The following is a 22,243-nucleotide window of genomic DNA, read 5'->3' as shown; positions in this document are numbered from 1 at the left end:
CAATCGGATAGACTGCGCTTCAACAGAGCTTCGAAAATGGCGTGCGCGCCCGTCCGCGAGCGACGCCTGACTGCCGAATACGAGGGCTCAGGCTCTAACCAAAAGCAGGGCGAAGCCGTCATAGCCTTTGGATCCCACCGTCTGGATCGTTGTCGCGCTGACCCGGGTTTCGCGCGCGGCAAGGTCATTGAAGGCTCTCACGCCTTCTACGTCCGGATCAGCGCTGTCCGGCTCGATCACGCGGCCCTTGCGCACCACATTATCGACGATGATGAGCGCGCCGGGGCGCGACAGGGAAAGCGCCGCGGTGAAATAAGCCGGGATGTTCGCCTTGTCGGCGTCGATGAAGACGAAATCGAATGGGTCCTGCGCCTCGGCGGCGATCTGCGCCAGCGTGTCCTTTGCAAGGCCAAGGCGCAGCTCAATCTTGTCGGAAAGGCCGGCCGTCGCGAAGTTTTTCGTTGCGACCGCGGCGTGCTTCGGATCGGCTTCGAGCGTGATCAGCCTTCCATCGGCGGGAAGCGCGCGGGCGAGCCAGATCGTGCTGTAGCCGCCGAGCGCGCCGATTTCGAGGATCCGCCGCGCGCCGATGGCGCGCGCGAGCAGCTGCAGAAACTTGCCCTGGTTCGGCGCGACCTGGATCGCCGGCAGGCCGGCCTCAACGCTGGCCTTGAGGGCGGCCTCGAGCGCCGCGTCATCCGGCGCAAACAGGCCGGAGACATAAGAATCCACCTCGGTCCAAAGCTGTTCCGTCATAAGTCCATCCGTAATTAGCCGAGCGATCGGTCGACGATATCCCTGACGTCCGCGGAAAGTCGATCGCGCACCGCGATACGGCGCAGCGCCGCCTTGGCGAGGGCTTTGCGCCCCGGCTCCAGCGTGCGCCAGCTCTTGAAGGCGGAAAGGAGACGCGCCGCGACCTGCGGGTTTTTCGAGTCGAGCCTCAAAACGATCTCGACGACGAAGTCGAAGCCGGAGCCGTCCGGCGCATTGAACCGCGTCAGATTTCCGGTCGCGAAGGCGCCGACGAGCGAGCGCACGCGGTTCGGATTGGCGATCGAGAAAGCCGGGTGGCTCGTCAGATCCTTGACGCGGGAAAGCGTATCGGCGTCCGGCAGCATCGCCTGCAGCGCGAACCATTTGTCGATGACAAGCGCTTCATGCGCGTGCCGCCGGTAGAAGATCGTCAGAGCCTCCTCGCGCGCCTCGCCCTGTGTTTGCGCAAGAGCGCCGAGCGCGGCGATCTCGTCGGTCATGGTGTCGGCGGCCGCAAATTGCCGCGCCGCCAGCTCCGCGCCTTCCTCCGGCGCGCCCGCGCATAAAAGATCGAGCGCGGCGTTGCGCAGCGCGCGCCGCCCGGCCGCCTCGGCGTCGGGCGAATAGGGACCGTTCGGCGCAAGGCGGGCGTAGGCGGCGTGAAGATGCGAGGAAAGGCCCTTGCCGATCGCGCGCCGCAAGCCGAGCCGCGCGGCGTGGATGGCGTCGGGGTCGATGTTTTCGCCGATATCGCGGGCGATGTCAGCCTCGCTCGGCAAGGTAATCATTTGCGCCGCATAGGCGGGATCGGCGGTTTCCGTCAGCACGCTGGCGAGCGCGTCGACGAAATCATGATCCTCGCCCGGGTTCTTGCCGGCGACGATGTCGGCGACCGCGCGCGTGAGCAGCCGGCTCGCATAGGTCTGGGCCGCCTGCCAGCGCGTAAAACTGTCGCTGTCGCGCGCGATGAGACGAATGAGATCGGCTTCGCTCGCCGCATAATCGAGCCTCACGGGAGCCGAAAAGCCGCGCAATATCGAAAGGGCGGGACAGCTCCCGACGTCGCGGAAGGCGATGGTTCGCTGCGGCGTCGACAGCACAAACACGCCGCTTTCAATCTCGCGCGCGCTTGCGGCGTCGTCAGACGCGGTTGTGAGCGGCAGATCTCCGTTTGGACCAACGAGGCCGAGCGCGACCGGGATGACGAACGGCTCTTTGTGATCCTGTCCGGGCGTCGGCTTTGACGATTGCGCGAGATGCAGCGTGAAGGTCCGGGCGTTCGCGTCATAGGACGAAGCCGCTTCGAGCAGCGGCGTGCCAGATTGTTTGTACCAGCGGAAGAAATCGGCAAGGTCGCGGCCAGAGGCCTCGGCGAAGCAGGAGATGAAATCCTCGACCGTTGCGGCGGTCCCGTCGAAACGCTCGAAGTAAAGATCCATGCCGCGCGAAAAACTCTCCGCGCCGATCAGAACCTTGAGCATGCGGATGACTTCGGCGCCCTTCTCATAGATCGTCGCCGTGTAGAAATTATTGATCTCGTAATAGGTTTCAGGCCGCACATTATGCGCGAGCGGCCCTGCGTCCTCGGGAAACTGCGCGGCCCGCAGCGCGCGCACGTCGGCGATGCGATGCACGGCGCGCGAGCGCATGTCGGACGAAAATTCATGGTCGCGGAAGACGGTAAGGCCTTCCTTCAGGCAGAGCTGGAACCAGTCGCGGCAGGTGATGCGGTTGCCGGTCCAGTTGTGGAAATATTCATGTGCGATGACGGCCTCGATATGGGCGTAATCGGCGTCCGTCGCGGTCGCCGGCGAGGCCAGCACATATTTGTCGTTGAAGACGTTGAGGCCCTTGTTCTCCATCGCGCCCATGTTGAAATCGGATACGGCGACAATGTTGAACACGTCGAGATCATACTCGCGGCCGAAGGCGGTCTCGTCCCAGGTCATCGCGCGTTTCAGCGAATCCATCGCATAGGCGGCGAGCGGCTCCTTGCCGTGTTCGACATGGATGCCAAGCGCGACCTTGCGGCCGGACCGCGTCAAAAATTCATCGTGGATCGAGCCGAGGTCGCCGCCGACCAGCGCAAAGAGATAGGAGGGCTTTGGAAAAGGGTCATGCCAGACCGCGTAGTGTCGCGCCCCGCCGTCCTGATCGAGCGGAAGATCGCCTGCCTCGACAAGATTGCCATTGGCGAGCAGGAGCGGCGCTTCGACGCGGCCGGCCTCTAACCGCACCGTATAAACGCTGAGCACGTCCGGCCGGTCGAGGAAAAAAGTAATCCGGCGGAACCCTTCCGGTTCGCATTGCGTGCAATAGGCCGAACCGGAGCGGAAGAGGCCCATCAGGCGGCTGTTCGCGGAAGGGTTGATCTCGGTCTCGACTTCCAGGGTAAAGGGCCGCTGCGGCGGGTTGGCGAGGGTGAACTGCTGCGGGCTGATCGCGGCGGCTCCTTCCGCCGGCGACTCGCCGTCGATAGCGACGCCGATGACGACCAGCCCGTCGCCGTCGAGGATCAGCGCGGCGTCCGGGCGGCCTTTCGGATTTGGCCGGATGTTGAGGCGCGCAACGACCCTTGCCGCGGTCGGATGGAGTTTGACGGCGAGATCGACGCTGTCGATCAAATAGTCGGGAGCTTTATAGTCCTTCAGGCGAACCGGTTCAGCGCTGTCTGTACGCATCAAGACCTCGGCGTGGAGAATGGGCGGCGCGGAAAGCGGCGCCGGCCGATTTTGCCGCGATCATAGGGCTTGCGTCCGCGCGGCGCAAAGTGCAGGGAAGCGCGGTTCGGCGGCGTCGGCGACGCGCCACACTTAGAATAAGCAACGAGGGGATGCGACACCATGGCTCGAAGCCTACTCACTTCTGCGCTCTGCGGGGCAGCCCTTATTGCCTGCGCCGCGGGCGCCGCGCTGGCGCATGGGCCGACCCGGCAGAAAGTGACCGAATCCGTCGAGATCAACGCCCCGCCGGACAAGGTCTGGGCGGTCATCGGCAATTTTCAGGACATGAGCTGGCATCCCGCGATTCAGAAGACGACCGGCGAGGGCGGCAATACGCCGGACGTCGCCAAGCGCCAGCTCGATCTCGGCAATGGCGCGACGATCGACGAAGAACTCTATAAATATAGCGCTGAGGATCACAGCTATTCCTATCGCATCGACAAGGTCGACGTGAAGGTTCTGCCGGTGAACAATTACTCCTCGACGCTCGAGGTGAAGGCGGAAGACGACGGCAAGAAGAGCCTGGTCGAATGGCATGGCGCCTTTTATCGCGGCTATCCGAACAATGATCCGCCGCCGGAACTCAGCGACGAAGCCGCCAAAACCGCCGTGACCGGCGTCTATAAAGCGGGGCTCGAGGCGCTCAAGAAGAAGCTCGAAGCGACCAACTAAATGATGCGCCCCCTACGGCGGCCGGTTTGCGAAATCGGTTGATGCGCCGGATTCCCTGGCGCGTCGCCCCTCTGCTGCTGCGGCTTGCTCCGGCGCTTGCGCTTCTGACCGGCGCGGCGACGCGCGCGCAGGCGGATGAAGCCTTCATCACCGAGCAGAGCGGCGGCGGCGTCAGCGTCGTCGATCTCGTCGCGCGCAAGACCATCGCCCGTATAGAGGTCGGCGGAAAGCCTGCCGGCATCGCCATGTCGAAAGATGGCGCAACCGCTTTCGTCACCAGCACCGAGGGCAAATTCGTCACGCTGATCGACGCCGCCTCGCGGCGGATCAGCGGGCGGATCGATATGCCGGACACGCCGCTCGGCGTCGCCGCCGATCCGGCCGGGCGCTTCCTGTATGTCTCGGGCTTCTATCAGCCGCGCATCTACAAGATCGACCTCGAAGCGCGCGCCATCGTCGCGACCGCGGAGGTCGGCGCATCGCCCTCAGGAGTTGCAGTGTCGCCTGATGGGGGCCTGATCGTCGTCGCCGACCGCGATGACGACGCTGTCTCCATTCTTGATGCGAGCAGTTTCCAGTCGATCGCCAAGGTGAAAACGGGCGCGCATCCCTTCGGCGTCACGATCGACGCCAAGGGCGCGCGCGCCTATACGGCGAATGTCGAAAGCAACGATATTTCGGTGATCGACCTCAAGGCGCGCGCGTTGATCGGAACGGTCCCCGTCGGCAAGCGCCCCTATGTCGTCGCGCTGGCCGGCGGTCGTGGCTTTTCCAGCGATCAATATGGCGGAACGGTCTCGGCCTTCGATCTCGAAACGCTCCAGCCGATCGGCCGCGTGTCGGTCGGCGAATATCCCGAGGGGCTTCAGGCCAGCGCCGACGGGAGCGTGCTCTATGTCGTGGACTGGTTCTCGAATGACGTCCAGGCGATTGATCCAAAGACCTTGAAGGTCACGGCGAAGATCGAGGTTGGCGACGGCCCGCGCTCTTTCGGCCTGTTTCTGCGCGAGACGCGCTGAGTCAGGTCTTGACCGTCGCGGGCGCGACGCAGCGGCGGACATAAAAGGCGAAGGCGACCGTCAGCGCCCCCAGCAGCGCCGACAGCATAGGCTCGGACAGCCCGATGGCAGCGCTTTGCAGAATGGCGGTGGCGGCGACGCCGGCGACGATGAAGCTGGAATTCAAGACATTGACGGCGCCAACGAGGCGCGCCCGCCATGCGGCGGGAGCGTCCGCCTGAATGGCGGCAAATAGCGGCACGACAAAGAGCCCGCCGGCGCCGGCGAGCCCCAGAACGTCGATAGCGACGCGAACGCCCGCGGCGGAGGTAAAGAAGGCGACAAGTCCCGTCTCGCTCGTCGCCGCCGGAAGCCCTGCGGTCGAGACGCCGAGATCGATCAGGAACAGGCCCATTGCCAGCGCGGCGAAGGGAGCGGGCGCGAGGCTGATGCGGTCCCTCGCGATCAGAGCGGCGACGAGCGATCCGACGCCTATGCCGAGCGCGAACAAAGCGCTGATCGCGGTCTCAACGGCGATGTCGCCGCCGGTCTTGGCGCGCACGATGACCGGCGTCAGCGACAGCGCCACTGCTCCAACCATCCAGAACCAGGAGACGGCGATGGCGCGGCTCCAGAGCTTTCCGTCGCGCCGCAATTCGGCGATCAGCCCGGCCGTCGAGGCGAAAATATTGCGCGTGACCAACAGGCCCGGGGCGGCGCGGGCGGTCGAAGGGATGAACAGGCTCGTCAGAAAGGCGGCAAGGGCGATGGCCATCAGCTGCAACATTGTCGAAGCCGGCGAGCGGGCGACCGAAAGTCCGCCCGCGATGAGCCCGAGCAGGATCGCGGCAAACGTCGCCGCCTCGACGAGCGCATTGCCGGCGACAAGCTGATCGCGCGCCATCAGCTCGGGCAAGATTGCATATTTCAACGGGCCAAACAGCGCGCTGATTACGCCGAGCCCGAACAGCGCCGCATAAAGCACCGGCAGGGAAGCCATCCAAAGGCCGACCGCGGCGAGCGCCTGCACTGCGATTTCCGCCGCCTTGAGCGCACGGGCGAAGCGCGCCTTATCCTGGGCGTCGGCGATTTCGCCGCCGAGCCCCGACAGGATGAGCGTCGGAGCGACGAATATGCCGACCGCGAGCGTGATCAGCGCGCCGGCGCCGGTTTCGCCAAGCCGGAACAGGATCAGCATGGCGAGCATGTTGCGCACGAAATTATCGTTGAAGGCGGACAGAAACTGGCACCAGAACAAAGGCGCGAATCGTCTCGACCGCATCAGCGCGGCGAGCGTCGCAAGACCGCTTGGCGAGCCGGGGTCCTTCACGTGCGACCGTTGCGCCGCAGGAGCGCGCTCATCATCGCGCGGGCTCGGCGTGACCAACGATGCGGGTGATGGTGGAGAAGCCTGCGCGCATCTTGCGCTCCAGCGCATCGACCTGATCATGCACTTCGTCGACGCTCAGCGCCGGATCGACGAGGCAATGATAGTTGACGACGAGTCCTGATGGGGTCCGCCGCACTCGCACATTGTGGACGTCGAGCAGGGCGCCCTGATCATGCGCCTTCTTGACCAGCGCCGCCTCGATCTTCGCCTTTATCTTCGGGTCGACGTCCTGGCCGGCCAGCTGGCGCGGCTCCATCGGCTCGATATGGCTCTCGACCTCGACGTCGGAGCCAAGCTCTTCGCGAATCTCCTTTTCGAGGCTTGAGGCGATCTCATGAGCGGAGCCATGCGACATGCGCCCGTCGAGTTCGATATCGAAGCTGACCGAGGCGCGGCCGTCGACGTCCTGAATGGTGATGTGATGGATCGGAACGTGGCGTTTGGCGGCAATTAGCAGAATGCGCTCCAGAAAGGTCTCGCTGTCGATTGCGATCGGCCGCGTCGCGATCGTGACGGAGATGTCCGGATGGCTCGCCTTGATCGCTTCGGCCACATTCGCCTTGATCGCCGCGACGCTTTCGAGCGACAGCGTGCGCGCGACGGCAATTTCGAGATCGCCCAAAATCTCGTTTCCGGCCGGGCGCAGCCGAACGGAGGGCACTTCGATGACGCCCGGCACCGCGGCGGCGCTGCCCCAGACCTTTTCAGTCAGTCCCTTCGGCGCCGCGTCGAGCAACGTGTCGATGGTGCGGCGGCCGATATTGTAACCGGCGACGCCGATGAAGCCGGCGACGCCAAGCGCGGCCACGGCGTCGCCCTGCGGAAAGCCGAAATGGGCGGCGATGAGGCCGGCGATGGCGAGCGAGGAGGCGACGATGTCGCTTGAAAAATTCAGCGCGTCGGCGGCGAGCGCCTCGCTGCGGGTTTCCTTGGCGATTTTGTCGAGCGCGCGCCAGCGGAAGGAATCGACCACGATGGAGACGATGAGCACGCCAAATACCAGCGGGCTCGCCTCCACGGCGACATCATGACTGAAGAAGCGCCGCGCCGCCTCGATCAGGATGAAGGTTGCGAGGGCGAACAGAAAACCAGTCTCGATCAGCGCGGTGAGCGCTTCGACCTTGGCGTGGCCGTAATGATGTTCGTCGTCAGCCGGCTTGTTCGAGATTCGGATCGCATAATAGGTCAGCACGGTCGTCACGACATCGCCGAAATTATTGCCGGCCTCCGACATCACCGCCAGCGATCCCGAGGCGAGCCCGGCGATCAGCTTGGCGATCGCCATTGTCGTCGAAACCGCGATCGAGACGAGCGCGACGCGCTCCTTGCGCTGTTGATTCGCCTCGGCCTGACTCGCCTCGCTGGCGGCTTCTTCTTGAGGCGCAGTGGACGCCATCGCGGAAAGACGGATCAGCCAGGCTTTCGGCAGCGCGAGAAGGGCGTCGCGCAGCCGGGCGCCTACCGCCAGGGCCTTTTGTGCTATATCGCGGCCGCGGATCATAAGCGCCGGTCTCGAAAGAGGCGTCGGAACAGGAGCTGCGGCATGGAATTCCTTCATACGATGGTGCGGGTTTCAGACCTCGGCCAATCGCTCGAGTTTTATACGCAAAAACTTGGCCTTGTAGAGATGCGTCGGACGGAGCACGAAGCCGGCCGCTTTACCCTTGTCTTTCTTGCCGCGCCCGGCGACGTCGGCCGGGCGAAGGAGGCACACGCGCCCTTGCTGGAGCTCACCTATAATTGGGACGCGGAACCTTATAGCGGCGGCCGCAATTTCGGCCATCTTGCCTTCGCCGTAGACGATATTTACGCGACATGCGACAGGCTGATGAAAGCGGGCGTCACGATTAACCGGCCACCGCGCGACGGCCGCATGGCTTTCGTCCGCTCGCCGGACGCGATTTCGATCGAGCTTTTGCAGAAGGGCGAGGCGAAAGCCAAACAAGAGCCTTGGGCCTCGATGGAGAATGTCGGAGCTTGGTAGCGGCGGCGAGCGCTCCAACGCTTCTGGCGCCGGGCGAACTGCAAAAGATCGCTCCGCCGGCGACCTCGGCCTATTTTCTCGACGTCGACGGCACGCTGCTGGAGCTCAGGCCGCAGCCGGAAGACGTTCTGGCCGATGCGACGCTGCGCGCGCTGCTCGGCGACATGACGGCGTTTTGCGGCGGCGCCGTCGCCTTGGTCAGTGGGCGCGCGATCGTGGATCTCGACCGGATTTTCCATCCCCTGATTTTGCCTGCCGCCGGGCTGCATGGCGCAGAGATTCGTTTTCCAGACGGCGCCCGCACCTTTGCCGACGCTTCGGCCGTCGATGACGCGCGGCCAAAGCTGCGCGCCTTCGTGCAAAAGCATGAAGGGTTACGGTTGGAGGACAAGGGCGCGACCCTGGCGTTGCATTTCCGTCAGCGGCCGGAGCTGGGCGAAGAGGCGCGGGCCTTTATGCGCTCCCTCGTGGACCGGCCGGATCTTTCGGTTCAACCCGGCAAGATGGTCGCCGAACTGAAGCAGACCGCCCATACCAAAGCGACCGGCATCGCGAGCCTGATGGCGCGCGCGCCATTCCTTGGCCGCGCGCCGGTATTTATCGGCGACGATCTGACCGATGAGATCGGCTTTGGCTTCGTCAATGAGCAGGGCGGGGTTTCGATCAGGATCGCCGCCATGGAGGCGTCGAGCGCGGCGCAATTCCGGCTGGCCGATCCGGCGCAGCTACGCAGCCAACTGGCGGCGCTGCGCGGTAAGGGCGCATAGCCGCCGTCAGGGCAAATCGCGAATCAATATTTCGCGGTGACGTGACCGTCGCAGATCCAGGTGATCTTCCAGCGCCAGCCGTCCGGCGTGTCGACCGGGCTGACATCATAGCACTCCGCCGGGGGACGGTGATAAACATAGCCGTAAGGGTAGGGCCGCCCGAAGAAAGGCAGTCCGTCGACATCGCCGAGGGAATTGGCCGCGCCGCTGCCCGGAAGCGCGAAAGCTCCGAGGCAAAGGCCAAGGAGGGAAAACACGAATCTGCTGCGGGCCATTGGGCAAACCTTACGAAAACGATCGAGCGGAACTCGAAGGGATCATGTCACGATCACGAATCTCCGGCAAGGCGCTAGCCTTGGCTTGACCATATCGAACAGGGGCTTATGCGCAGTCGATAAGCATTTCGCTCGCCGATGTGGCCGTGATGTCACTCTCATGGGCTGACTCGCGCGCCAACGGCCGGCGACGCCGAGACGTACAGGCGTGGCCAGCCGTTGGCGCCGCAATTGCTTGAGACTTGCTGTTCAATGGCAGGTCCCCAACTTGAACAGCGCCGCTTCCGTCACGCCTTCGAGCGTTTGATGAGCGGCGTTTTTTTTTGTCCGACGCTTTGATCGCAATGCTCCGACTGCGGCGCCTGCGCGATGAAGATCGCGATTACGCCGCCTGCTTCAGCGTCGCCATGTCGATGACAAAGCGATATTTGACGTCGCTCTTCAGCATCCGGGCGTAAGCTTTTTCGATCTCCTGCATCGCAATCATTTCGATATCGGCGACAATGCCGCGTTCTGCGCAAAAATCCAGCATCTCCTGCGTCTCGGCGATGCCGCCGATCAGCGAACCGGCGATGGAACGGCGGCCGAAGATCAGGTTGAAGACATTGGGGGAGGGGTGCGGCGAAGACGGCGCTCCGACGAGGGTCATGGTTCCGTCGCGCTTCAAAAGCGTGATGAACGCGTCGAGATCGTGCGGCGCGGCGACGGTGTTCAGGATGAAGTCGAAAGAATGCGCATGTGCGCGCATCTCCTCCGCATTCCTCGACACGACAACTTCGTCCGCGCCGAGCATCAGCGCCGCCTCGGTCTTGCCGGGCGAGGTTGTGAAGGCGACGACATGGGCGCCGAGCGCATGCGCGAGTTTTATGCCCATGTGGCCGAGGCCGCCAATGCCGACGATCCCGACCTTTTTGCCAGGCCCCGCCTTCCAGTGGCGCAACGGGGACCAGGTGGTGATTCCGGCGCAGAGCAGGGGCGAGACCGCTGCAAGATCGGTTTCGGGGTGGCTGACGCGCAGCACGAAATGCTCGTCGACGACGATTGCGGCGGAATAGCCGCCAAAGGTGTTTTCCCCGACGCCCGTGGTCGAACCATTGTAAGTCTGGATGAAACCATGCTCGCAATATTGCTCGAGCCCGTCGTCGCAGGAGATGCAGCGGCGGCAGCTGCCAACCATGCAGCCGACCGCAGCGATATCGCCTGCCTTGAATTTCGAGACTTCGGCGCCGACAGCGGTGACTCGGCCGACGATTTCATGGCCGGGCACGCAAGGAAACGGAATGTTTGGCCATTCCCCGCGCACACTGTGCAAATCGGAATGGCAAACGCCGCAAAAGAGAATGTCGATTGCGACGTCCCGCGGTCCAGGCGCGCGGCGCTCGATGGCGAAGGGCGACAGCGGGGTCGTTGGCGATTGCGCGGCATAGGCTTTGGTCAGCATTCGTTCGATCCACTCTTGATGCAGGGGTTTGGCGGAATGTCGCAGCGCCGGACAGTAAGGCAAAAGCGCCGCGGATGCTCAAGGCGCGGCCGATGTAGTCCCGGAGAGGTTCGCGGCTATCCAAAGGGTTTTTCGCGCGCCCAGGCGACGACAAACAGCGCGAGGCCCAGGACCGCCGCCAATTCGGCCCAGAGGAACACGAGAATATCCGCCCAAACGCCGAGCGGCGGCGCGAGGGGCAGAGCGTTGCGCAGCGCGGGCAGGGCGAAGACCAGCGCCGCCAGCGCGCCGAGCGGAGCCGCCTCCGGCTTGCGATATCCCAGAAAGACGAGAAAACTGATCAAGAGCGAACTGCAGGCGAGGACGATCATCGCGCCATAGGTCGCAAGCGCGAAGAAGACATGCGCGTCGACGCGACGAAGCTCGAAGCGAAGGCGGATATCGCCCGCGTTGCCGCCGGGAGCGAGGCTGGAGCGGATCTTGTAGCCGAGCAATCCCTCCCAGACCGTGATGTCGAGCGCAATCGGGTGTTCGTTTTCAGGCGTGGCGTCGACGCCCTCAAGCGCCTGCACGCGCAGGTCGATGACGTAGCGATCAAACGGGTAGCGCGCGATGCTGCCTTCATTGAGATCTGCGTCGACTGTCAGGAAGGTCATCGGCTCATCGGCGCGAAAAACCTGCTGCGCGACGGCGTCGCCCGACCTGACGATGACGTACAGATCACGATCGGCGGCGTTCGGCCGCTTGCCGAGCATCCCTTGCCCCGGCGCGACATGAACGCGAAATTGAATCGATTCCCTGGCCGGATCGGCGGAGATAGGCTCGATATAAATCTTGAGCCGCGGCGCAGCGTCCGGATCTTTGGCGAATCTGCGTTCAATCGGAATTTCAGTGAGGTCGAACATGCGCAGCGCTGCGGCGTATGCGAGCGCTGCGGCGACGATGAGGAAGAAAAGGGCGAACGCCCGACGCCTCGGGAAAGGCCGCGGCTTTGTTTCACTCACGGCGACGACGGCGCATTGGATTGGCGGAATGGATTCTTTCGGCGGCGCATCTGGCCTCGCATCCCCTTGTCGGCGCAGCGGCGGCGCTCACGCCGATCAGGCTTAGAGCATCACGCCGAAAAGAGGGAGACCTGGAATCGATCGCGTTTCATGAATTTGGACCGAGTCGGTACAAGCCCCTGAGCGCGTTCCGACCGTATGGATTCATTGGGTCGACACTGCCGTCGCCGTCGGGGAATGGCCCATGGCGGTTGGTTTCAGCTCTTTCGAGAGCTGGGCCACGCAGCGCATGGCGCACATCATGAGCATCATTGTCGGATTGGCGCCGCCGCCCGTGGGGAAAGCCGCGGTCGAAATCACATGCACATTCGGAAGCCGGAAGACGCGCAGATCGCCGTCCAATACCCCGTCCGCGGGCGTTCGCCCCATCCGCACCGTGCCGCCCGGATGATAGATGCCGCCGCCGCCGGCAACGTCGGCTTCGGCCTCCCGCGGCGGTCGCCTGTTGATGCGGCCAAGGCCCGCAAGCCCGGTCTCAGCCCAGCTTTTCAAGAACATGTCCGTGACCTTCGTCATGGCTCGCTGGTCTTCCGCCCCGACCGCCCAGTCGATCACCGCGAGAGGCTGGCCGTAGACATCGCGCCGATCGTCGGACAGGAAGATCCTGTTCTCGGCGCGCGGCGGCTGCTCGAGCACCATGATGAGCTTGATCGAGGCATCGGACGGGTAGAGCAGCCGCCCTTCGACGAATCGCCACCACACCGCGCGCGTCAGCCACGGAAAGCCGCGCGCAAGCTCCATCAGCGTCTTGAAACTGGGATTACGCCGCTTTTGCAGCTGGCGGTAAACGTCTCGCAACGCTTCAAAGCCGCTGCGGCTCGTTTCCTCAAAGGCAATATGGGCGAAGCAGGCCGGCGGATGCTCCCGCCGCCGCGCGTCTTTGGACAGCTCGAAGCGAAGGTTGCGCATGCTGCCGCCTTTCTCGAAGCGGAATCCGGCGACGCGGTTGAGGGCCGTCCTGTCCTTTGCTTCGATATCGCCGACGCCGACCGAAAGATGGTCGTGAAAATAGCGGCCCAGCACGCCGTCCGGCGCGAAGAACTTGTCGCCATTCTGTCGATCCGCGAGCAGCAGAAGCCGCGTGCTTTCGATCGCGCCGGCAGCGATGACGACGTGCTGCGCGCGGATGCGCAGTTTCGATCTGTCCGGCGCTTCGGCGGTCACCTCTTTCAAGCGTCCGTCATCGCTGATGTCGAAGCCGGTGGCGGTCGCATTCAGCCAGATCTCCGCCCCGTCCGGGCGATCGATCGACGACGACAGCAGATTGGCGACGTTGCGCTTGCCGAAAGGAGGCCATTTCGCCAGCCGCGCGACGTGGTCGGACTGCGCGCCGCCGAACTTCGCCCAGTCGGTCCAGTCATAGGTTCCCGGCGCGAGGCCAAACAGCGCCTCGACATCCGGCAAATAGGCGCAGATCTCGTCGTGAGACACAGGCCACAGGGCCGGATCCATATCGGCCGGAACAAAAGGGATGAGCGCGCCGCCCCATCGCGTCGAGGTTCCGCCAAGACAGCGGAAGCGGCCGCGCGACGCGCCGGAATAGATTGACCGCAGCTGGACCACTTCATTGAGCGGATGCTCGTCTTTTTCCTGCTGGCGATCGCCTGATTCCAGCACTATCACCCTGAAACCTTCGTCGGCAAGACGAGCAGCGATGACGAGACCCGCAGTGCCGGCGCCGATAACAAGCACATCGGCTGTGACCGGCTCGGAACCCTGGTCCTGATAGCCGGCAAGATCGCGGATCATTATCCATGCCCCAGGAGATCAGCATATTGGCCAAGGCGCTCCGGCCGCTTGGTGCTGACGACGATCGCGCCGTCCGGATTGCGCTTCAGCGCCTCTTGGAGAATGTCCGTGACCGACGAATGATTTCCCTGCGCCCGAGCGCCGGAGACATAGCCGTAGGTGATCTGGAAAGGCCGATGGTAGCGCGTCAACACATCGGCTTCCTTTTTCTCCAGGCTGTCAAAGGTCTGGACGACATTGGCGAGCGCCGACCCGGCAGCGAGGAACGGCTCCAGCTTATCGGCTGTGAGCGCGAGGCCGAACGCGCCCACCTGGCCTGCGGCCTTGACCTGCTCCAGCCATCGCAGCCATTCGTCCGCATCAAGGAGAGGCAGAAGCGGTTCATGCATCATATAAAGGTCGATCCGCTCGCGGCCGAGACGCCGGAGGCTGCCCTCTAGAGTTTTGCGCGCGCGCGCAACGTTCCAGTCGATTGTCGGCCTCGACAGCGAAGGCAGCAGTTTTCCGCCGATTTTACGCAAAAGGATGGCGGCGGCCGGCTGCATTTCGCCGCCCGGCGAGTAAATTCCGACCTTTGTCGTGATCGTGAGGGAGGGGCGCCTTTCCAGCAGATGGCGCAGGTCGCGCTCAGCCATGCCGAAGCCGTAATAGGGCGCGGTGTCAAAATGGGAAAAGCCGTGATCTGCGGCGCCGTCCAATAATTTCTGCCGGTCACGAAAGGAGCCTGCATTAAAAAGGCTGGCAGTTCCAAATATAAAGCGAGATGTTGAGATATTCGTTGCAGGAATAACAATCTTCTGCATCAAAATTCCGTCGTTTCTTTAGGATCGACGCCGCGGAACCTATCTGAAAGCGTCGTTGTTCGCAATAGCTTGAGCTGCACGCTTTCTTGAACTTGCGCCAGCGCTAAAGCACATTAACCGGCGCTTTAAAGCTCTTTTCCGCGCTCTCCGAACGGCGCGCCGTTCCAGGCGATTGCGGGCCACAAGACTGCGCGGCGGCGCTGCGAAACGACGCAGCGATTCAGTTGTGCAGGCGGTCTGCGGGGTTGAGCCTTGCCGATCGCCGGGCGCGGCCTGTCCAACGCTGTCTTCAACCCGCACAGGCTTTACAAGCGCGGGTGCGGCCGTCAAGCTATCGCGCGACCGTCGTGCCGGCTCCTCATGATGGGCCGGACGTTTTGGCCCTCCATTGAGAGCGCCCACCCCCGTTTTCCCGCAGGAGATAACCGAAGTGACGTCGGAAGCCGAGCCAATGAAACCGAGGCGAGCAAGACGCTCGCCTGGCAGGCGCGCCGCTGCGATCCAACCGGAGCCAGCTTCCGCGCCAGAGGCGGACTCGGTCGCGGCCGTGCGCTCGGCCGAATGCCTGGAAGAGGACATCGAGGAGATCCTGCCTTTGGAACTCGCCGGCGAGCCCGATTTCGCGATCGCCGCGGCGGCTGTCGCCGACGAGGCCGGCCCCGCGCCGCTTTCCGACGAGCCGCGCGAGGAAGGAGAGTTCGCCGATCTCCATCGCTCGCCGCACCGTTTCATCAATCGCGAACTCTCATGGCTCGAATTCAACTGGCGCGTGTTGCAGGAGGCCTCGAACCGCAATCATCCGCTCCTCGAACAATTGCGCTTTCTGTCGATTTCGGCGACCAATCTCGACGAATTTTTCATGGTTCGCGTCGCGGGCCTCCGCGGTCAGGTGCGCGAAGGCGTCACGACGCCCTCCGAGGATGGGCTGATCCCGACGCAACAGCTCGCCCGCATCCGCGAACGCGCGAGCCTTCTCGCGGTGGAGCAGCAGCGCCGCTGCCGCGAGCTGCGCGATGAACTCATCGGAGTGGGCATCGCGATCCTCGACCGGAACGAGCTCGACGCCGGCGACAAGGCCTGGCTCGAGCAATATTTCCTGTCCCAGGTGTTTCCGGTGCTGACGCCGCTCGCTATCGATCCGGCGCATCCCTTTCCCTTCATCCCCAATTTCGGCTTCACCATCGCGCTCGAACTGATCGGGCCGGTCGACCGAAAAATGTCGAAGGCGCTGATCCGCCTGCCGGCCAAGATCCAGCGATTCGTCCGGCTGCCGGAAAATCCGGACAGTCCGGGCGCGCGGTTCCTCGCGCTGGAGCATCTCGTCGCGATGTTCACGCATGCTCTTTTTCCCGGCTATCGCGTGCGCGGCGCCGGCGTCTTCAGGGTCATCCGGGACAGCGATCTCGAAGTCGAGGAAGAGGCCGAAGACCTCGTCCTGTTGTTCGAAACAGCGCTGAAGCGGCGCCGTCTCGGTTCGGTCATCCGGCTCGAATTCGACAGCCTTACGCCCGACGAATTGCGCAGCTTCGTGCAGGAAGAGCTCGACGTGCTGCCGGAGGAAATCTTCGTCGTCGACGGCATGCTGGCCCTCAACGAATTGTCGGAGATCGTCGGCCTCGATCGGCCAGAGCTCAAATTCAAGCCCTATAATCCGCGCTTTCCCGAGCGGCTGCGCGACAATGGCGGCGACTGCTTCGCCACGATCAAGCAGAAGGATCTCGTCGTCCATCACCCTTATGAATCCTTTGACGTCGTGGTCCAGTTCCTGAACCAGGCGGCGACAGATCCAAATGTCGTCGCGATCAAGCAGACGCTCTATCGCACCTCGTCGGACAGTCCGATCGTGCGTGCGTTGATCGACGCCGCCGACGCCGGCAAGTCGGTGACGGCGCTGGTCGAGCTCAAGGCGCGTTTCGACGAGGCGGCGAACATCCGCTGGGCGCGCGATCTCGAACGCGCCGGCGTGCAGGTGGTGTTCGGCTTCATCGAACTCAAAACGCATGGCAAGCTGTCGATGGTGGTTCGCCGCGAAGGCGGCGCCCTCACCACTTATTGCCATGTCGGAACGGGGAATTATCATCCTGTCACGGCGAAGATCTATACGGACATCTCTTTCTTCACCGCCGATCCCGCCATCGGGCGCGACGTGTCGCGGATCTTCAATTACATCACCGGCTACGCCGAGCCCGAGGGGCTTGAACTGATGGCGGTGTCGCCGATTTCGCTGAAAGCGCGCCTGCTGCAGCATATCGAGGAGGAGATCGCCTTCGCCAAGGCCGGCAAGCCCGCCGCGATCTGGGCGAAATGCAATTCGCTCGTTCATCCCGAGATCATCGACGCCTTTTACAGGGCGAGTCAGGCCGGGGTCGCGATCGACCTTGTCGTGCGCGGCATTTGCTGCCTGCGGCCCGGCGTGTCGGGCCTTTCGGACAACATCAGGGTCAAATCGATCATCGGCCGCTTTCTGGAACATGCGCGCATCTATTGCTTCGGCGCCGGCCATGGCCTGCCCCATCCAAAGGCGAGGGTCTATATCTCCTCGGCCGATCTGATGCAGCGCAATCTCGACCGGCGCGTCGAAGTCCTTTCGCCGATCCTCAATCCAACCGTCCACGAGCAGGTGCTTGACCAGATCATGGTCGCGAACCTCATCGACAATCAGCAGAGCTATAGCGTCTTGCCTGACGGTTCGAGCGCGCGCATACAGGCGCCGGCAGGGGCCGAGCCCTTCAACGCGCATTCCTATTTCATGACAAATCCGAGTCTGTCCGGCCGTGGAAAATCTCTCAAAACATCCAGCCCCAAAACTCTCTTTAAGAGGCTGGATGGGCGTTGACGCCAGCCCGGCCTCCGGCGCAGCAAGGGCGGGCGGCGGCAAGCCCGTCGCCATCGTCGACATCGGATCGAATTCGGTGCGGCTCGTCGCCTATGAAGGGCTGAGCCGCGCCCCGCGGCAGATCTTCAACGAAAAATCCCTTTGCGCGCTGGGCGACGGCGTCGCAACGACCGGCCTCCTGTCGAAATCCGGCATGGAAAAGGCGCTCGCGGCGCTGCGGCGGTTCAAGGTGCTGTGTGAGATTCTCGACGTCGGCGAACTGAATGTTCTGGCGACGGCGGCGGCGCGCGACGCCGCCAACGGCCCTGAATTCCTCGCTGAGGCGACGCAGGCGATCGGCGCGCCGATCTCGCTCCTGTCGGGTCCGCGCGAGGCCGAATTGTCCGCCCATGGCGTCGTCTCGGGCGTCCACAAGCCGGACGGCCTTGTCGGCGATCTCGGCGGCGGCTCGCTCGAAATGATCGACGTCAAGGGCTCGCAACTCAGCAAGGGCGTGACGCTGCCGCTCGGCGGCCTGACCCTGATCGACGCCTCCAAGAAATCCGCCCGCGCGGCGGCAAGGATCGTGCGCGACGCCCTTGCCGATTCGCGCCTCGTCGAACGGCTCGAAGGGCGCACTTTCTATGCAGTCGGCGGCACATGGCGCGCTTTTGCGAAGCTGCATATGCGCCAGCGCAACTATCCGCTCGCCGTCATGCATGGCTATGTCATCCCGGCGCAGGACGCCGCCGATTTCGCCAATATCGTCGCCCGTGTGAATACGGAAACGCTGCTTTCGATCGACGCCGTCAACGCGCAGCGCCGGCCGCTGCTGCCCTATGGCGCTGCGGTCATCGCCGAGATCATCCGCCGCGGCCGCCCCAAGGAAATCATGATATCCAGCGCCGGCGTGCGCGAGGGGCTGCTCTATGAAAAGCTCGACGCCCAGCAGCGGCGGGAGGATCCCCTCCTGCGGGCGACTGCCGACGCCAATCTGCTGTTTTCCCGGGCGCCGGCCCACGCGCACGATCTTTGCGACTGGACAGATCACTTTATCAAATCATCGCAACTCGATGAGCTGCCAGAGGAAAAACGGCTTCGGCATGCCGCCTGCCTGCTCGCCGACGTCAATTGGCGCGCGCATCCGGACTACCGCAGCGAAGAGAGCATCAACCTCGTCGAGAATTCGTCCCTGACCGCTATCGATCATTCCGGCCGCGCGTTTCTCGCCTTGACCATGGCCTACCGCTATCTTGGTCTCGACGATGATGAAATCAGTCCGCAGATCCGGGCGCTCGCCTCCGCCCGCGTGCTCGACCGCGCGCGGATCGTCGCCGCAATGATGCGCCTCGCCTATATCGCCTCCGGAGCCATGCCGGGCGTTCTGCCGCGCACGCCGCTGACTTGTGCGAAGAACAAGGTCGTGCTGACGCTTCCCATCGATCTTGCCGATCTTGCTAGCGACAGGCTGTACAGCCGCGTCAAGCAGCTCGCCCGGCTGATCGGGCGCGACGCGGCGATCGCCGTCGCTGGCTAGCTCTGGGCAACCGCGAGCTTTAGCTAGAGGGTTAGCGGCCTCCGGGCGGATTGATAATGGTCAAGGCCGTTTGTGATCGATCGTAGTAGCATTCGGAAATAGATCTAGCGGATCTCCCTACGAGGCGTCCGGCGATGACGCACGGCTTGACCGCATCTCTCTTCGCGACGAACAGCAAAAAAAGGGGAATCCGGCGATGACCTCCGCAAGTCAGGAAAAATCGGTCAATGTTTGGGATCCGCTCGTGCGCTCGGGGCATTGGGCCATGGTGGCGGCGTTCATTGTCGCCTATCTCAGCGGGGAGGAAGAAAGCGGCGGCGCCAGCCAGCTTCACGTCTGGAGCGGATACGCGATCGGGGCGATCGTTGCGGCTCGGGTGTTGTGGGGCTTCGTCGCCGCGGGCCATGCCCGGTTCGGCGACTTCGCCTTCGGTCCAATAGCCGGAATCCTCTACCTTGGCGAACTTGTTCGGGGCCGGGCGCGGCGGTACATCGGTCATAGTCCGGCCGGCGCGGTCATGGTCTTCGCGTTGCTACTCTCTCTCGCGGGAACCGTCGGCACCGGGCTGATGGCCAACAGCGGCGGCGACAAGCAAGCTGCCGGGAACGCGGGCGGCGGCATGGTTGCGCAGGCGGTTGCGGAGGAAAACGAGCACGGCGGGTCCAAAAAAGGAGGTGAGGGCGCAGAGAGCGCCATTGGCGACTTGCATGGTGTGCTGGCGAACATCACGCTCGGCCTCATCATCCTGCATGTACTTGGCGTTGGTCTAGCGAGCGTAGCGCATCGAGAGAACCTCGTCTTGTCCATGATTACGGGCCGCAAGCGCCCGGGAGCCCAGAGCTAGGTTGGAGGCCGGGCGCTCCCTTCGATCGTGCGTCCTGCCTCAGCGTCTGGCTCTTGACCAATGATGACTTCGCCATGGTTCAATTTTGTGGTCGCCCTCGCGTTGGGCATGTTGATCGGGCTCGAGCGCGAACGCAGCAAAGGCGAAGGTCTGGGCCGCCGCCCGGCGGGCATCCGGACATTTGGGCTTGTCGCGCTCTTCGGCGCTATCGCGGCTCACATTGGAGGCGTCCCGCTTCTTGCGCTTGCAACGGGCGGCGTCATCGCTTTGACCGCGCTGTCTTATAGCCGCGATCCCGACCCTGGCCTGACGACCGAGGTCGGCCTGATGGCTGCGCCTCTTCTCGGCGGCCTCGCAATGTCCGATACGGCGCTCGCCTCCGCGCTCGGCGTGGCGGTCGCCGTCGTCTTCGCTTCGAAGATGCCATTGCACCGTTTCGTCAAGGGCGTGCTCACCGACGCCGAGGTCAATGATGGTCTTGTTTTCGCGGTCGTGAGCGTTGTGATCTGGCCGCAGTTGCCCGATCGTTATATCGGGCCGTTTCAGGCGCTCAATCCGCATAGCATCTGGTTGCTGGTCGTCCTGGTGCTCGCGCTCGGGGCCTGCGGGCATGCGGCGACGAGACTGCTTGGGCCGCGTTTCGGCCTGCCGATCGCCGGACTCGCCTCCGGCTTTGTCTCGAGCACGGCGACTATCGGCTCGATGGCCGGCCGGGCGGCGAAGGATCCAGCAAGTTTGGGAGGCGCGGTCGCTGGAGCGGCGCTATCGACCGTCGCCACCTTCGTTCAGATGGCGCTGCTGCTGCTCGCCATCAGCCCACCTACACTCATCATGATCGCGCCTGCCTTGGCGGCGGGTGGCATCGTGGCCGCGATCTATGGGCTCGCTTTCGCAGTTGCAGGCATTTCATCAACCTCCGCCGAGAGTTCGGAACCAGGACGGGCTTTTAGCGTCTCCACGGCGTTCGGGCTGGCGGCGATGATGGCGGTCATGCTGGTCGCGGGCGCGGCCTTGAAGAACTGGCTCGGGGAAACAGGCATCCTTGCGGGAGCGGCGGTTGCCGGTTTCGTCGACACCCATTCGGCTGCGATTTCCGTGGCCTCACTAGCCGCCGCGGCCAAACTGACGCCCCAAGAGGCCGTGTTGCCGATTCTGGCGGCGATGACGACCAATGTAATTGCCAAGACTGGGATGGCCCTCGCCGCAGGTTCACATGGTTTCGCTCTGCGCATCGTTCCAGGCCTCCTCCTGTCGATCGCCGCGGCGTGGGCTGTCGCGGCTGCCGTGATTTTGCGATGAGCGGTCAAACAGAGTTCGGCGAGAGTCGAAAAGCCCTTATTTCCGGAGACCGCTCGCTTGGCGCATTCACCGGGCGCTTGCTCGTGGTCGTCGTCATCGCCGCTCTGGCGGCTGCGCTCTGGCGGATCATCAACGTCCTCGTGCTTCTCTTCGGCGCCATCCTGCTTGCGATAGGACTTCACGCGGCGGCAAGAGGTCTGGCGCGCCGGACCGGCGTTCGCGAGGCGCTTGCATTGGCGGGCGTTGCCGTCGCCGGTCTTGCCGCCTTTGGGGCCGCGCTTTGGCTATTCGGATCCGTCATCGCGGCCCAGTTGAGCGACGTGCTCAAGGTCGCGCCCGCCGGATTTAAGCTCGTCATGGACCAGCTGACTGGCAATCCATACGGTCGCCAATTCCTTGATCAGGTGCGCGGCATGAATGTCGCTGGAGCCACCGGCTGGGCCACATCGGTTGGCGGCGGGGCAGTCGGCTCGATTACGCACGGCCTCGGCTATGTGGTGATCGCACTTTTCATGGCGATCTATCTGGCCGCCCAGCCCGACCTCTATCGTCATCTATGCATTCGCCTGGTTCCGCCAGCGCACCGCCTGAAGGCCGAACACCTTTTTGACGCAATTGGGAACATTCTTGAGCGCTGGTTGGTCGGCCAACTCGTCGTCATGTGCACGATCGGCTTGCTGACAGGCATTGGATTGTGGCTCCTCGGCATCGAAGCTGCGTTCGCGCTCGGATTAATGGGGGGGTTGCTCTGCTTCATTCCGTTTGTCGGGGCCATACTGGCTGCGGTTCCTGCGACGCTGGTCGCCCTCACCCAGGGACCTGGCGACGCCGCGCTCGTCATCCTGATGTATGCCGGCGTTCATTTCGTCGAAGGCAACTTCATTACCCCATTGGTGCAGGCCGAAGCGACCTCGTTGCCACCGGTCCTCGCTCTTCTGTCGACTGTCTCGTTCGGTCTCCTGTTTGGGCCTTTAGGAGTGTTGCTGGCGGCGCCCCTCACCCTGCTCCTGATCGTCACGCTGGAGGTTCTTTATGTGCAGCAGGGCCTCGGCGATCCGCCAGAAGATCAACTTTCCGCGAGCGGCGTCCGTTCGCGCGAGGATGGGACGGAGCCCCTCGCATGAAC

At 63.6% G+C, this 22,243-nt stretch carries 18 protein-coding genes; 9 read left to right on the top strand and 9 right to left on the bottom strand.

Features of this window, described 5'->3' with window-relative positions:
- Positions 1-87 precede the first annotated feature (87 nt).
- Positions 88-756 carry an O-methyltransferase gene (locus CR492_RS03905; protein ID WP_102842432.1) on the bottom strand — a complete coding sequence of 223 codons (669 nt, stop codon included), beginning with the start codon at positions 754-756 and terminating at the stop codon, positions 88-90.
- Between the two features lie 14 nt (positions 757-770).
- Entirely contained in the window at positions 771-3,437 is a 2,667-nt protein-coding gene (pepN, locus tag CR492_RS03900) for an aminopeptidase N (RefSeq protein ID WP_102842431.1), read from the bottom strand.
- Between the two features lie 162 nt (positions 3,438-3,599).
- On the opposite strand from pepN, the gene CR492_RS03895 reads away from it, so the two are divergent.
- Positions 3,600-4,151 (top strand): SRPBCC family protein, encoded by a 552-nt coding sequence (locus CR492_RS03895; protein WP_102842430.1) that lies wholly within the window; start codon positions 3,600-3,602, stop codon positions 4,149-4,151.
- 41 nt (positions 4,152-4,192) lie between these two features.
- Complete coding sequence (locus tag CR492_RS03890; RefSeq protein WP_180982412.1) at positions 4,193-5,170, top strand: cytochrome D1 domain-containing protein; 978 nt, start codon at positions 4,193-4,195, stop codon at positions 5,168-5,170.
- A 1-nt stretch (position 5,171) separates the two neighbouring features.
- Here the strand turns inward: CR492_RS03890 and CR492_RS03885 are convergent, their stop codons facing one another.
- Positions 5,172-6,479, bottom strand: coding sequence for an MFS transporter (locus CR492_RS03885; RefSeq protein WP_245411954.1), 1,308 nt, complete (start codon positions 6,477-6,479; stop codon positions 5,172-5,174).
- 31 nt (positions 6,480-6,510) lie between these two features.
- On the bottom strand, positions 6,511-8,040 hold the full coding sequence (locus tag CR492_RS03880; RefSeq protein WP_245411953.1) for a cation diffusion facilitator family transporter: 1,530 nt from the start codon (positions 8,038-8,040) through the stop codon (positions 6,511-6,513).
- A 42-nt stretch (positions 8,041-8,082) separates the two neighbouring features.
- Between CR492_RS03880 and CR492_RS03875 the strand changes: the two genes are divergently transcribed.
- Both CR492_RS03875 and otsB read left to right on the top strand, forming a co-directional pair.
- Positions 8,083-8,523 (top strand): VOC family protein, encoded by a 441-nt coding sequence (locus CR492_RS03875; protein ID WP_102842429.1) that lies wholly within the window; start codon positions 8,083-8,085, stop codon positions 8,521-8,523.
- A complete protein-coding gene (gene otsB / locus CR492_RS03870; protein ID WP_102842428.1) occupies positions 8,517-9,290 on the top strand; it encodes a trehalose-phosphatase in 774 nt (257 codons plus the stop codon). The genes CR492_RS03875 and otsB overlap by 7 nt, the downstream gene beginning before the upstream one ends.
- A 23-nt stretch (positions 9,291-9,313) precedes the next feature.
- On the opposite strand, the gene CR492_RS03865 is transcribed toward otsB, so the two are convergent.
- From CR492_RS03865 to CR492_RS03845, 5 genes are all read right to left on the bottom strand, one after another.
- On the bottom strand, positions 9,314-9,565 hold the full coding sequence (locus tag CR492_RS03865; RefSeq protein ID WP_102842427.1) for a hypothetical protein: 252 nt from the start codon (positions 9,563-9,565) through the stop codon (positions 9,314-9,316).
- Positions 9,566-9,947: 382 nt separating this feature from the next.
- Positions 9,948-11,006, bottom strand: a complete 1,059-nt coding sequence (locus CR492_RS03860) for an NAD(P)-dependent alcohol dehydrogenase (RefSeq protein ID WP_102842426.1) — start codon at positions 11,004-11,006, stop codon at positions 9,948-9,950.
- A 116-nt stretch (positions 11,007-11,122) separates the two neighbouring features.
- The gene (locus tag CR492_RS03855; RefSeq protein WP_146030161.1) at positions 11,123-11,911 is read right to left on the bottom strand and encodes a DUF4436 family protein; all 789 of its coding nucleotides are present in this window, start codon (positions 11,909-11,911) and stop codon (positions 11,123-11,125) included.
- A 303-nt stretch (positions 11,912-12,214) separates the two neighbouring features.
- On the bottom strand, positions 12,215-13,819 hold the full coding sequence (locus CR492_RS03850) for a GMC oxidoreductase (protein WP_102842424.1): 1,605 nt from the start codon (positions 13,817-13,819) through the stop codon (positions 12,215-12,217).
- A complete protein-coding gene (locus CR492_RS03845; protein WP_102842423.1) occupies positions 13,819-14,622 on the bottom strand; it encodes an aldo/keto reductase in 804 nt (267 codons plus the stop codon). The genes CR492_RS03850 and CR492_RS03845 overlap by 1 nt, the downstream gene beginning before the upstream one ends.
- 451 nt (positions 14,623-15,073) lie before the next feature.
- On the opposite strand from CR492_RS03845, the gene CR492_RS03840 reads away from it, so the two are divergent.
- From CR492_RS03840 to CR492_RS03820, 5 genes are all read left to right on the top strand, one after another.
- Positions 15,074-17,458 (top strand): RNA degradosome polyphosphate kinase, encoded by a 2,385-nt coding sequence (locus tag CR492_RS03840; protein ID WP_245411951.1) that lies wholly within the window; start codon positions 15,074-15,076, stop codon positions 17,456-17,458.
- Complete coding sequence (gene ppx / locus CR492_RS03835) at positions 17,448-18,974, top strand: exopolyphosphatase (protein WP_102842421.1); 1,527 nt, start codon at positions 17,448-17,450, stop codon at positions 18,972-18,974. Before CR492_RS03840 ends, ppx begins: the two co-directional genes overlap by 11 nt.
- A 196-nt stretch (positions 18,975-19,170) precedes the next feature.
- Positions 19,171-19,818, top strand: a complete 648-nt coding sequence (locus tag CR492_RS03830; protein ID WP_102842420.1) for a cytochrome b/b6 domain-containing protein — start codon at positions 19,171-19,173, stop codon at positions 19,816-19,818.
- A gap of 60 nt (positions 19,819-19,878) precedes the next feature.
- Positions 19,879-21,117, top strand: coding sequence for an MgtC/SapB family protein (locus CR492_RS03825; protein ID WP_102842419.1), 1,239 nt, complete (start codon positions 19,879-19,881; stop codon positions 21,115-21,117).
- On the top strand, positions 21,114-22,241 hold the full coding sequence (locus CR492_RS03820; protein WP_102842418.1) for an AI-2E family transporter: 1,128 nt from the start codon (positions 21,114-21,116) through the stop codon (positions 22,239-22,241). Before CR492_RS03825 ends, CR492_RS03820 begins: the two co-directional genes overlap by 4 nt.
- Positions 22,242-22,243: the final 2 nt, after the last annotated feature.

The sequence above is a fragment of the Methylocella silvestris genome, from assembly GCF_002891535.1.
GTDB classification, from domain to species: Bacteria; Pseudomonadota; Alphaproteobacteria; order Rhizobiales; family Beijerinckiaceae; genus Methylocapsa; species Methylocapsa silvestris_A.
Note: the sequence above shows the minus strand (reverse complement) of the source record. Positions and strands in the feature narration are given on the sequence as shown.

Bases quoted from the DNA above. Each gene is read 5' to 3' on its own strand.
- CR492_RS03890 (WP_180982412.1), top strand. From the start codon at position 4,193: ATGCGCCGGATTCCCTGGCGCGTCGCCCCTCTGCTGCTGCGGCTTGCT.
- CR492_RS03875 (WP_102842429.1), top strand. From the start codon at position 8,083: ATGGAATTCCTTCATACGATGGTGCGGGTTTCAGACCTCGGCCAATCG.
- CR492_RS03825 (WP_102842419.1), top strand. From the start codon at position 19,879: ATGATGACTTCGCCATGGTTCAATTTTGTGGTCGCCCTCGCGTTGGGC.
- CR492_RS03840 (WP_245411951.1), top strand. From the start codon at position 15,074: ATGAAACCGAGGCGAGCAAGACGCTCGCCTGGCAGGCGCGCCGCTGCG.
- CR492_RS03850 (WP_102842424.1), bottom strand. From the start codon at position 13,819: ATGATCCGCGATCTTGCCGGCTATCAGGACCAGGGTTCCGAGCCGGTC.
- CR492_RS03845 (WP_102842423.1), bottom strand. From the start codon at position 14,622: ATGCAGAAGATTGTTATTCCTGCAACGAATATCTCAACATCTCGCTTT.
- CR492_RS03860 (WP_102842426.1), bottom strand. From the start codon at position 11,006: ATGCTGACCAAAGCCTATGCCGCGCAATCGCCAACGACCCCGCTGTCG.
- CR492_RS03820 (WP_102842418.1), top strand. From the start codon at position 21,114: ATGAGCGGTCAAACAGAGTTCGGCGAGAGTCGAAAAGCCCTTATTTCC.
- CR492_RS03905 (WP_102842432.1), bottom strand. From the start codon at position 756: ATGACGGAACAGCTTTGGACCGAGGTGGATTCTTATGTCTCCGGCCTG.
- CR492_RS03895 (WP_102842430.1), top strand. From the start codon at position 3,600: ATGGCTCGAAGCCTACTCACTTCTGCGCTCTGCGGGGCAGCCCTTATT.
- CR492_RS03880 (WP_245411953.1), bottom strand. From the start codon at position 8,040: ATGATCCGCGGCCGCGATATAGCACAAAAGGCCCTGGCGGTAGGCGCC.
- ppx (WP_102842421.1), top strand. From the start codon at position 17,448: ATGGGCGTTGACGCCAGCCCGGCCTCCGGCGCAGCAAGGGCGGGCGGC.
- CR492_RS03855 (WP_146030161.1), bottom strand. From the start codon at position 11,911: ATGTTCGACCTCACTGAAATTCCGATTGAACGCAGATTCGCCAAAGAT.
- pepN (WP_102842431.1), bottom strand. From the start codon at position 3,437: ATGCGTACAGACAGCGCTGAACCGGTTCGCCTGAAGGACTATAAAGCT.
- CR492_RS03830 (WP_102842420.1), top strand. From the start codon at position 19,171: ATGACCTCCGCAAGTCAGGAAAAATCGGTCAATGTTTGGGATCCGCTC.
- CR492_RS03865 (WP_102842427.1), bottom strand. From the start codon at position 9,565: ATGGCCCGCAGCAGATTCGTGTTTTCCCTCCTTGGCCTTTGCCTCGGA.